The sequence below is a fragment of the Methylobacterium iners genome (genome assembly GCF_022179305.1).
Taxonomy (GTDB): Bacteria; Pseudomonadota; Alphaproteobacteria; order Rhizobiales; family Beijerinckiaceae; genus Methylobacterium; species Methylobacterium iners.
Genome location: NZ_BPQP01000116.1, coordinates 1 through 11,359 on the forward strand (window position 1 = coordinate 1; position 11,359 = coordinate 11,359).

Sequence of the window (11,359 nt, forward strand, 5' to 3'; positions counted from 1 at the left end):
GATACAGCCAGACCGCGTGCCGGATGATCTCGGGCGGAAACTGATGGCGGGCGTAGCTGATCGGCTGCATGGCCCATGGCCTACCCGCTGAGGTGCAGGACGTCACTGCTTCCCGTGACAATGCCCGCAGCAGTGATGCCTGAACGACGACGCAGGTTCAGCGGGTGCTTGCCCGGCTCTAGACCTCGCAGATCACGGACACCGGTCGTGAATGGGTCATATCAGCGGCATATTTCCTGCCTCCACTGAATCCTCCTTTCAGCACAGGCAGGCGCTCTGCGGATGACCGACGCTCTACAGGCTGCCTACATCGTCAAGGTTACCCACGCTGGCACGGACCTGCAAGAAAGCCTGACGGTGTTCTACGCCATCATCGCCGACAACGCGGAGGCCGGCGTGCAGTTGGTCAAGCGGGCGGTCAAGGACGACGCCGTGGTAGAAGCGACCGATGCCCGCCTATCGCAAGTAACGGCTCACGCACTTGGCTTGGCGCCTGGGCAGGCGAGAGCGCTTTAAGCGCTCAAGCTGCCCTGACACGACCAACGCGCACCTAGCAGCCAATGCAGATACGAGGATCCCAAGGTTTGTCCTTCCTTGAAGCGAAGAAGCCGCGTCGCGGCCCGTCGGCTGTCACCTTCAACTCCGGCAAGGTGGCCTCGGCAAATTTTGCGGCCGGGGCAGGAGTCTGTGACGGATGAGTTTCGCCTCGGAGCGAAGGCTTGGGGAAGCTCCCTGTTTGATCAATCTCGGCGGCAAACGCTGAGCCGCACGACAAACCGACGATGAGGGCAGCCGTTACCGAACGTGACCTAGCCATGAGACGTGTCCCAAGCCGCGATTCGGCGGCAGGCGTAACTCTTTGCCGAAAAACCCTTTCAGGATGATTGCGCGATGGCTCTGATGCAAACGGGCTGGTTTGACGAAGATCGATTGGTTGTGACCTCTCTCACCGTCGCTTCCCATACGGCCGCCGCCACGGGTTCATCTCCTTCGCCATCCAGACCCCGATCCGGGCATAGGCGAGGGCGCGCACGTACATCCGTCTGATGCCGGTCGGAGGTTGATCGTCGTTCATGGCGCGGCTCCTGAGATCGCTTGGCACAGAGCGCCGGGCATTGTCACGGGAAGCAGTGACGGCCTGTGCTGCGGCGGGGTAGGGCAGGGGCCATGCAGCCGATCAGCTACGCCCGCCATCAGTTTCCGCCCGAGATCATCCGCCATGCAGTGTGGCTCTACCTGCGCTTCAGCCTCAGCTACCGTGACGTCGAGGAGCTCCTGGCTGAGCGCGGCATCGAGACTACTTACGAGAGCGTCCGGCGTTAGGTGGTGAAGTTCGGACCCGCTTACGCCCGCAACCTGCGCTGCCTACGGCCCAGGCCTGCCAGCACCTGGCACCTCGACGAGATGGTGGTCTCAATCCAGGGCCGTCGCATGTACCTGTGGCGAGCCGTCGACCATGAAGGCGAGGTGCTGGACCTCCTCGTACAGCCCAGGCGCGACAAGGCAGCAGCCCTGAGGCTCCTGCGCAAGCTGATCAAGAAGCAGGGCTGCGGGCCAGCTGTGCTCGTGACGGACAAGCTGCGCTCGTATGCAACTGCCCACCGAGAGCTCGGCCTGTCAGCTCGCCACGAGCAGGGCTTGCGCCAGAACAATCGCGCTGAGAACTCTCATCAGCCGGTGCGACGACGCGAGCGCAAGCAGCAGGGCTTCAAGTCGCCCGGATCAGCCCAGCGCTTCCTGTCCCTGCACGCGGCAGTCCAGAACACGCTCTTCCTACAACGTCACCTGATCTCCCGTCCCACGCTTCGGCACTTCCGAGCGGAAGCCGCAGCAGCATGGCAGACGGCAACCACTGCAGCGTGAGTTGAGGCGGACGCTTTCGCATTTGCGACCTCACTCAACTTCCCGTGACAATGCTCGCAGACAGTCATCCGGGTACTGGAGCGCCTCTGAGAAGGCTCGACAGGGCGCGTAAACCCCGCTCTGGCGAGGTGCCCGGGTCTGAAAACGTCAACGGCCACGGTGGCGAGCCTGGGTGCGCGTACATCCGGCGTCACCCCACTCGTCCCGTAGCCGTCTCGTGCTGGTTAGCTCTTGTACCTCTGACAGCTGTCGAGGCAGGCGAGCAAAGCTCCCCCTCCCGCCTCAGCAGCATGGCCCTCAACCTCTCGGGAGAGCCGATCAGTCAAGCGATAGAACCTCGACCAGCGTGATGCTGATATGGTGATTGCACCTGCATCTTCAATGTCTTGAGAAAGAGACGCCGCGCTGACCAATTCGCTGCGATATGCTCAAGCTGCGCCGTTCCACGTAGCTCTTAGAACTCTCCCTGTTGCGCATTTCGGAAGCGCGAAACCACTATTCTGGAATTGCTTCAGAACGTTCTACAAGGGCTAGCCCTATTGGAACAATCGACGCCTCGTCTAACTCCTGCTCGGCCGACCACAATATCCGTTGCGGCTGACTGGTTTCGCAGCCCCGCCCGATGTCGGCGCCGAACAGCGAGTGCCAGCGCTCACCGCGGCCTTCCGGCCAGCGATGAGCACTTGGGTCAGCGGCAAGCTGCGGGCGATGTAAGGGGCGCCAGAGCTAGAGGATGAACAGGTCGGCGGCGGTGAGTGTGACGTTGGTGGCAAAGGTGCTGACAGCAACAGCGCCGGTCAGACCCGTACCATCAGCATCCCACAGCAGCGTATCGGTCTGGGCATTGAACACGAACTGACCCACACCCGCAGCACTCGTGGCCACGCCCGTGTCGCTGAAGGGCATTGTCACGGGAAGCAGTGACGGCTTGCGGCATGACGGGGTAGGGCAGGAGCCATGCAGCCGGTCTCGTACGCACGCCATCAGTTCCCGCCCGAGATCATCCGGCATGCCGTGTGGCTCTACCTGCGCTTCACGCTGAGCTACCGCGATGTCGAGGAGCTGCTCGCTGAGCGTGGCATCGAGACCACCTACGAGAGCGTCCGGCGCTGGGTCCTGAAGTTCGGGCCCAAGTTCGCGAGCAACTTACGCCGGCTGCGGCCCAAGCCCTCTAGCACCTGGCACTTGGACGAGGTGGTGATCACGATCCAGGGCCGGCGCATGTACCTGTGGCGAGCGGTCGACAGCGAGGGTGAGGTGCTCGACCTGCTGGTGCAGCCGAAGCGCGACACGGCAGCGGCCGTGAGGCTCCTGCGTAAGCTGATCAAGAAGCAGGATTGCGGGCCGACCCTGCTCGTGACCGACAAACTGCGCTCGTATGCGGCCGCGCATCGCCAACTCGGCTTGTCATTGCCCCACGAGCAGGGCTTGCGGCAGAACAACCGAGCGGAGAACTCACATCAGCCGGTCCGACGACGCGAGCGGAAGATGCAGGGTTTCCCGTCAGCAGGGTCAGCTCAGCGCTTCCTGTCGATGCATGCTGCGGTCCAGAACACGTTTTATCTTCAACGCCACCTGATCACCCGTCCCACGCTTCAGCTCTTCCGAACGGAAGCCGTGGACGCGTGGCAGAAGGCGACTGCTGCGGCGTGAGTTGAGGCAACCGCTGCGCCATCTGCGACCTCACTCAGCTTCCCGTGACAATGCCGCAGTGCGGTCTCGGACGGGCTGAGAGTGAAGCTCGGCATGGTCTGTCTCCAGGGTTGCGGCAGGGGTGCCACCACCCTGACCCCGCAATCGGCACTGGCCGGCGGGGCAGAAGAGCCATGTAGCCCTAAGACCTGAGGCGGCTCAGCCGTTGGGGCCGAGCCTTATCAGGCTTGCTGTGGTAGCCGGGACCGACATGCTCACGTCTGCTTCTCGTCTCTCATCGTACCCACATAGACGCTCTGTTCGTGGCACTAGTCGAGTGGAATTGTGCAGATTAGGCGGTGATCTCACGCTCAGCTCGGAAGACATTTGCACTCAGTATTGAACTATGCTCGCGCTGACCTGGCTCAAAGGTGCACACGACAAGTTCTACGCCAGAGTGTCCGGTGGAGACTGCTAAGGCTGTTGCTACTGATTCGATGGAAGACGCCTCTGCGACCATCGCAATCCTCGAAGGCGAGACTTGCCGGATGAACCTGAGGACCGGCAGCCCAAGTCTGCTATCCTGATGCCAGCCGTTTGGACCTGAGGTGGCTCGATGTGCGCTATTCGCTCGCGTGAAGGTGGCCAGGACCTCAGGAGCAGGTGGTCGCTGCAAGAGCACCTGATGAGCAGGCGACGAGAACCGGCCAACGACAACAGGCAAGTCGCAGGTGATGCTCTTAGACGAGCCGTGGCGATGTCAGCGGTGGCGTTCGCGGGGCTCGCTACGCTGGTTGCCGGCTTGCTGAGCCTGTGGGTGGCATGACGTCACGCAAGATCAGCTCACAGCAGCGCATCGGAGGATTGGTCACGAGGTCTTGCCACTAACCCTGGCCGCTTGAAGCATGCGAGCTTCGGCGAGCGTCTGGTGGATGACTATGAAAGCGCCACCAAGGACGGAGACGATCAGCAACGCGAGAAGCGCTGCAAACCCTGGCGTTTGCTTGCGACGGTACCGCATGTCCACCTCCCTCAGGTCGGCCCGGATACGGGAAGTGGAGGCAGAAAGTTTCAGGTGGCCTGATCGCGGGCTTATCACGTTGAGCGAGTATAGGCCGTTTGATGATCCAAAACGGCGCTGCAGCACCCCGCTAAGTGGTCGAAGCAGCACGAGCTCCCAGTCACGGCAAGTAACAGCGCTCAACGTGCCAAGCCCGAATTGATTGCCTTTCCCACCATCTTCGGTTTGTCGCTTTGGCACAGCGGCGAAGCCGCGGGCCAGGCACTCACCGTATCCGGGCGCGCAGCTATCGCTCGGGAATGCTGCAGCCAAGGCTGGAACGTGGGCATCGTCCTACCGTTGCCCTTCGTCACAAGCGATCAGGGGTACAATCGAGATGGCGACGAAGATCTCTAGCCGAACAGCTTCCGAAGGACCTCACGGTGAGGTGAGCCTTGCCGCTGGCGACAAGGTTGCCATGCGGATGTGGCGCGACGAGCCGGCAACCGACGATAAGCCGAGTGCCAGCCGACCCTACGAGACCGTCGGCTACGTCATCTCGGGACGTGCCGAACTGACCCTTAGCGGCGAGACGGTGACGCTTGAGCCCGGGGACTCCTGGCTTGTACCGTCTGGTGCCGAACACACTTATAAGATTGTTGAGGCGTTCACGGCGGTAGAGGCTACGGCCCCACCTGCGTTACAGTTTAGAAGGTAGCACGCCATTGTCACGGGAAGCAGTGATATCATGACCAGAGCGGATTAGACCTCGTGACGTGAGACCGAACCCGGCTATTGACTGATGCGATCACAGACGACGGTCATTGGCCACGCCAATGGCATCCGTCCACATTCCGCAGCAAGTTGATGGCATCGTGCCGTAGCACAGCAGTGGGTGCGTTCGCGTTGTTGGTTATGCATGCAGATGCGCATGCCCGAGTGTTCACACTATTGCTGGGAGATCTCGATTGTCGGACGTCTCGAACACCCGGCGTTTATTCCTCGCGGGCAGCATGGCAGGGCTAGGCTCCGCCCTAACGAGCGATAGAGCTGCCGCACAGACGATCTCGTCCAGCCCCGTCGGCCGCCCCGAACCGCAGCTCGAACGGGAACCACCCCTTGCGCGTGATCGGCAGGTCGGATGGGCTGTCGTCGGGCTCGGACACTACGCACAGGCCTATGTCCTACCCGCTCTCGCTCGCGCCCAACGCTCGAAGACGGTCGCTCTTGTCTCAGGCAATCTGGACAAGGCCAAGGGCGTCGCTGCGCGCTACAGCGTTAATGACAGGTCGATCTATGGCTATGACACCATGGGTCGACTGACCGACAACGGCGCGGTCGACATTGTCTACATCGTCACACCGAATTCGTCACAGGCCGAGTTGACTGTGAAGGCTTTGGAGGCAGGCAAACATGTCATCTGCGAGAAACCGATGGCGACCTCAGCTGCTGAATGTCAGCGGATGATCGACGCCGCCAAGGCGGCCGACCGCAAGCTGATGATTGCTTATCGAGCGCATTGGGAGCCCAACAATGTACGTGTAAAAGAAATGCTCGACGCGGGTAAGCTCGGTGAAGTCTGGTTCGCTTCGGCCGACCATCATCGTCCGCTTAATCCCGAGCGGCCTCGTGACGAATGGCGCGCGAAGAAAGCCGTAGCTGGCGGCGGCTCCCTCGTGGATATTGGCATCTACTCACTCAACGGTCTGCAATGGTTCTTCGGCGAGAGCCCAAGTGCAGTCTCAGCGACAATGTTCTCGCCGCCGAGTGATCCACGCTTTGCTGAAATCGAAAACGTGTTCTCCGCCGAACTCGTCTTTCCTTCCGGACGCCGTGCGACGATTTCTTCGGGCTACACAGCTGACAAGAAGCGCATCGACTTATGGGGTGATAAGGCGGTCGCTACGCTTGACCCAGCGACGGCATACCAGGGCAACCGTCTCGTTGTGACCAACGCAAAGAAGTCGGAGGAGGTGCTGAGCGAGGAAACTAGCGCCGCTCAATTTACCGGGCAAATCGATCATTTTTCCCAAGTCATTGCGGAAAATGGCACGGTGCTGACGCCCGGTGAGATGGGCCTGCGTGATGTTCGCCTGATCGAGGCACTCTACCGGGCCGCGCGCGAAAGGCGCTGGGTCGACCTCAATCCAGATATGACTATGCGTTCTTCTTGAGGGGGATCCGCAGCGCTGTCAGCGCGCGAAGGCAACGCTACGGGCGGAGAAGTCATGCCATTTGTTATTGCTCTCGCAGTTATAGCCGCTGGTATTCTCAATACAGTTCAATCCGGCTCTAATGCAACGCTGAACAAGACGTTGGGCCAGCCAATTCTGGCAGCTTTGATCGTGGCTGGCGCAAATGTCGTTGTTTACATGGCGGCTGCTCCTTTTCTCGGACTCAGCTGGCCGGGAAGTCAACGGCTGGCGGGTGTGCCGTGGTGGTCATGGCTCGGCGGAGCAATGGGCGCAGTCTATGTCCTGGCTTCGGTTCTGTTCGCCGAGAGGCTTGGCGCAGCAGTTTTCACAGGAATTACAGTAACAGCGGGTATAATCACGTCTGTTGTACTTGACCATTACGGCTGGGTCGGCTTTGCCGAGCATACGGCTGATGCTTGGCGCATTCTCGGCTGCTTGCTGATGATCGTCGGCTTGATCCTTGTCTGTACTTTTTGACAGGTTTGCGCTCCTTCTTTCGACTGGAACTTAAAGCTTTATTATAGCTACAGTACATTAATACATTACTCATGTACTTAGAAATATTTTCAATTCGTGGCCATTCAAGTAGCAATCTCGCAGGCGCGTTTCACATCAATCATCGATATACTGCAATGCGCAGCTATGGCAGCGATGCGGGTCTCTTAACTTTCGCTCCTCCGAGCTCATACCTAAAGCGGACCAGCAACAATTTACTTGGTCTGTGAGGTCAGGTGCCGAACATCTAAGTCTGTTTTGGCGCTCATTCGCCTGAAAGCGGATTGACAGAAAGCCACCCATCCCAATCAACCGCGTCCGTTCTATCAGGCTGCCCAGAAGCGGACACTTTCAAGGTCTGCAAAGGGTGGAAAGCGGCTATTGGCTACAGGCCGTGAACATCCGGATCTGACCCTAAGCGGAAGCTGGGGACGTCCGCTTCCGGGCGGCCAGATATGACGAAGACGGATGACCGGGATGGATGGTTTTGCGATCGTCCGCTTTCAGGCAACCCATTAGCCGAATCAAACATTGTTATTCAACTCGTATTGACCAGAATTAACATGCAAGATACTTACATCAGATACCCTCGTTTGGGTTAAAAACCGCACTTCTTGCTTCGACTTGCAGGCTTGGTCAGGGACTCTAGCCACTGAAAAGCTAGCATAAGCCGCGCCTCCCAATTACCGGCAAAAATATGCCAGCCGTCAGCTTCGCTAGACAGCCACGGCCTCCTCAATCCGCTGAAGAAAAAACCTTCAACTAGTGAAATTTCCTGCCAGGGTAAGCGCTTTTTGACTATTTCTAGCACGACCTAGAAATGGCACCCTGGTTGTCGTGGAGAGGGTCTCTACACAAGGATACACTCTAGCAGTGTCCGAAGCCGATCCAAGCCTTCTGCCTCGTAGCACAGGGTGCTTATGACTCTTCCTTTCTATCGGTTAGACTCAAGCTTCATTTTTAAAACGCAATAGTTCTGCTGAGTTGGAGCGTGAATACGATGAATTGCTCTCATCTTTGTCAGAAAATCAAATCCATCGGAGCAACTTCACTTACTGAGGCTGAGAGGAAGCCCGTCTTATTGTATTGCCGAAACAATGGCTGGCAAGCGGGCCGCATATTTGATGGCAAGTGGGTCGACTCAGCGACGCTTATGGAGGAACTCTCACCTACGCACTTTTTGCCGAGAGAATGCTTATCCAAACCGTCAGATTTCAATGAAGACACTATCAGAAATTATTATTCAGAGCCGAATTACGATTTTTATTTCACAAATGAGCTTGATAAGCTTCGTAACGAGAAGCGCTATCGTGAGTTCGTGGACATCGAGCGGATCGCAGGGCAGTTTCCCGAAGCCGTTTGGCACTCTTCGGAAGGAGAACGCAAAGTCACGGTCTGGTGCTCGAACGATTACCTCGGCATGGGGCAGAACCCTGCCGTAATCGAGGCCATGGTCTCCACTGCTCGCCGGAATGGCGTTGGCGCTGGCGGCACTCGGAACATCTCTGGGAACAGCCATCCGATCGTTGCACTGGAACGCGAAATCGCAAGTCTCCACAACAAGGAAGCGGCCCTCGTTTTTTCATCGGGCTACGTCTCAAATCAAGCGGCCATCTCGACGATCGCCAGGCTCATCCGAAATTGCCTGATCATCTCCGACGCTGGCAACCACAACTCGATCATTGAGGGCATTCGTCAGTCCGGGTGCGACAAGGTTATCTTCCGCCACAATGATCTCGACCATCTGGAACTGATCCTGCGTGGAGCAAAAGACCGCGCGAAAATCGTCGTCTTCGAGAGTGTCTACTCAATGGACGGCGACGTAGCTCCGATAGCGGACATCTGCCGCTTGGCCCGCCGTTATGGTGCGATGACCTACCTCGACGAGATCCATGCCGTTGGCATGTATGGCGCTCGGGGTGCTGGTATCGCCGAGGCGGAAGGCGTTGAGGATCTCATCGACATTCTCGAGGGGACCCTGGCGAAGGCTTTTGGAGTGGTCGGCGGTTATATCGCTGCCTCATCAAGTATCGTGGATGTCGTGCGCAGCTGCGCGCCGAGCTTTATCTTCACCTCCGCGCTGCCGCCCGCGTCGGCTGCCGCTGCAACCGCATCGATCAGGCACCTCAAGATATCCGAACAGGAACGGGCGGCACAGAAACGACAGGTCGCCAAGGTCAAGTCCATGCTGACCAAGGCTAATCTGCCCGTTGTCGACAATGGCACCCATATTGTCCCGGTCCTTGTCCGCGAAGCCCAGGCCTGCAAGTCGGCAGCCGACCGGCTCCTCGACAAGCATGGGATCTACATTCAACCGATCAATTATCCGACCGTTCCAAAGGGGCTGGAACGCCTGCGCATCACGCCCTCACCACTTCATTCCGATGCGCAAATCCTTACCCTGGTGGATGCTCTCGAAGAGGTGTGGACCACGCTCGGACTCAAGCGAACAGCCTGGCAGGCAGCAGCGGAATAATGGGCTTGGGGAGCGACGACAATGCGACCAGCCCCGCTCGCCGTGGCCGTGGGAGCAACCCTCATTGCGGGCGGCATGTGCTACATCATGCTCCGCGCTGGACCGTCGCTCTCCAATCAAGCTCTGGCCGCCCGCAGCTCCGTGGAGACTGCGACGTCACCGTCCGCCCTTACACCGCAACGACCGCCTGTTCCCGTGCGTATGGCGGTCGCGCGTCTGGAGCGCGTCCCGGTCCTCCGCACCAGCGTCGGCTGGATCGAGCCGCTGGCAACGGTCAAGGTCAGAGCGAGGATCGACGGCCAGATTGTCGAACGCTTGGTACATGATGGAAGTCAAGTTGCGGAGGGCGACGTTCTCTTCCGCATCGATGACAGCGAGATCCGCGCCATTGTCGCGCGCGACGAGGCCGCGCTCACCCGAGACCGTGCGGCTCTATCTCGACATGAGGCAGATCTTGCCCGGGCCATCGATCTCCGCTCTCGCAACGTAGCGACCCAGGTGCAGGTCGATCAACTCGGCCACGATACCAAAGCCGCAGCCGCCAACGTGGCTGCCAGCGAAGCGACGTTACGGGCGTCGCGGATCAGGCTCGGCTACACCGTCGTGCGAGCACCGATCGCAGGGCGAGCTGGTGTGGTGCGGAATGCACGCGGTGACCTCGTCGGACCAGCCGAGGGACCGTCCGCGAATCTCCTCACCCTCACGCCAATGAGCCCGCTTCAAGTCAGCTTCACGTTGCCGGAACGCGACCTAGATCTTTTGCGCGCAGCGTTGCAGCACATCGAGCCCAAGTCTTCCGTCAGCGTCTTCATTGGTGGTGCCGACCGTGCCGTGGCGACCGGCCGACTTAAATTCCTCGACTCCTCCGTCGACCCGGTCACGGGGACGATACTCGTCAAGGCGCAGGTTCCGAATGAGGATCATGCGCTCTGGCCGGGGCAATACGCGCGCCTCGAGATCACGCTCGACGAGGGCATCGAAACCGTAACCGTACCGGTCGCCGCCGTTCATCAGGATCAGCGGGGTCGCTCGACCTTCGTCATCCGGTCGGATGGGTCCGTCGAGCGGCGCATGGTCGACGCCTCGGAGGTTCTGGGCGGAAGGGCAGCTGTGAGGTCCGGGCTCAGGGAAGGGGAGCAGGTCATCGTCGAAGGCCACACCCGGTTGTCCGACGGCACGCGGGTCATGGTCGAAAGCCGCGACTTTCCGCCGGCGAGGACCGCCGCGGCCGTCGATACGAGCGGACAATGAACCTCGCCGCTCCCTTCGTCAGACGACCGATCGCGACGATCCTGATGTCGTTGGCACTCTTCGCGGCCGGGCTCGCATCCTATCGGGCTCTGCCGATCGCCGCTCTGCCCAGGATCGAGTTCCCAGTCATTCTGGTGTCGGCACAGCTCCCAGGTGCAGCGCCCGAAACCATGGCGAGCGCCGTTTCCACTCCGCTCGTTCGTGAATTCTCGGCGATACCGATGCTGCAGTCGGTCACGGCGACGAATACGCAAGGGTCGAGCCTCATCACCTTGGAATTCGCCCTGGCCCGGGACGTCGACCAGGCTGCTGCTGACGTGCAGGCTGCCCTGAGCCGGGCACAGCGACACCTGCCGACTGACATGCTCCTGGCGCCCACCTATCGGAAGTTCAATCCGGCCGATGCCCCGGTTGTCCTCATCGCCCTGTCGAGCCGTCAGCTCTCGC

10 protein-coding genes and 1 pseudogene are annotated in these 11,359 nt (G+C 59.7%); 9 read left to right on the plus strand and 2 right to left on the minus strand.

Annotation, left to right across the window (positions count from 1 at the left end; translation table 11 throughout):
- The first annotated feature begins 282 nt into the window (after positions 1-282).
- Entirely contained in the window at positions 283-516 is a 234-nt protein-coding gene (locus MFF55_RS25280; protein ID WP_238246864.1) for a hypothetical protein, read from the plus strand.
- A gap of 430 nt (positions 517-946) precedes the next feature.
- Here MFF55_RS25280 and MFF55_RS26925 read toward each other — a convergent pair whose 3' ends face one another.
- Positions 947-1,075 carry a hypothetical protein gene (locus MFF55_RS26925; protein ID WP_283206802.1) on the minus strand — a complete coding sequence of 43 codons (129 nt, stop codon included), beginning with the start codon at positions 1,073-1,075 and terminating at the stop codon, positions 947-949.
- Positions 1,076-1,167: 92 nt separating this feature from the next.
- On the opposite strand from MFF55_RS26925, the pseudogene MFF55_RS25285 reads away from it, so the two are divergent.
- A pseudogene (locus MFF55_RS25285) lies at positions 1,168-1,863 on the plus strand (IS6 family transposase).
- A gap of 726 nt (positions 1,864-2,589) precedes the next feature.
- Here MFF55_RS25285 and MFF55_RS25290 read toward each other — a convergent pair.
- The gene (locus tag MFF55_RS25290) at positions 2,590-2,748 is read right to left on the minus strand and encodes a hypothetical protein (RefSeq protein ID WP_238246865.1); all 159 of its coding nucleotides are present in this window, start codon (positions 2,746-2,748) and stop codon (positions 2,590-2,592) included.
- Positions 2,749-2,820: 72 nt separating this feature from the next.
- Here MFF55_RS25290 and MFF55_RS25295 point away from each other — a divergent pair, with 72 nt between their 5' ends.
- The 7 genes from MFF55_RS25295 to MFF55_RS25325 form a co-directional block, all read left to right on the plus strand.
- Positions 2,821-3,516, plus strand: coding sequence for an IS6 family transposase (locus tag MFF55_RS25295; RefSeq protein WP_238246866.1), 696 nt, complete (start codon positions 2,821-2,823; stop codon positions 3,514-3,516).
- A 1,376-nt stretch (positions 3,517-4,892) separates the two neighbouring features.
- Positions 4,893-5,213 (plus strand): cupin domain-containing protein, encoded by a 321-nt coding sequence (locus MFF55_RS25300; protein ID WP_238246867.1) that lies wholly within the window; start codon positions 4,893-4,895, stop codon positions 5,211-5,213.
- A gap of 295 nt (positions 5,214-5,508) precedes the next feature.
- Positions 5,509-6,669 carry a Gfo/Idh/MocA family protein gene (locus MFF55_RS25305; RefSeq protein WP_373874869.1) on the plus strand — a complete coding sequence of 387 codons (1,161 nt, stop codon included), beginning with the start codon at positions 5,509-5,511 and terminating at the stop codon, positions 6,667-6,669.
- Between the two features lie 54 nt (positions 6,670-6,723).
- On the plus strand, positions 6,724-7,167 hold the full coding sequence (locus tag MFF55_RS25310; RefSeq protein ID WP_238246869.1) for a DMT family transporter: 444 nt from the start codon (positions 6,724-6,726) through the stop codon (positions 7,165-7,167).
- A gap of 1,171 nt (positions 7,168-8,338) precedes the next feature.
- A complete protein-coding gene (hemA, locus tag MFF55_RS25315; protein WP_373874870.1) occupies positions 8,339-9,661 on the plus strand; it encodes a 5-aminolevulinate synthase in 1,323 nt (440 codons plus the stop codon).
- A 201-nt stretch (positions 9,662-9,862) separates the two neighbouring features.
- Positions 9,863-10,912: an efflux RND transporter periplasmic adaptor subunit gene (locus MFF55_RS25320; protein WP_238246872.1), complete on the plus strand. Its 1,050-nt coding sequence runs from the start codon at positions 9,863-9,865 to the stop codon at positions 10,910-10,912.
- A partial coding sequence (locus MFF55_RS25325; protein ID WP_238246871.1) for an efflux RND transporter permease subunit occupies positions 10,909-11,359 on the plus strand: 451 nt, incomplete at its 3' end. The genes MFF55_RS25320 and MFF55_RS25325, both read left to right, overlap by 4 nt.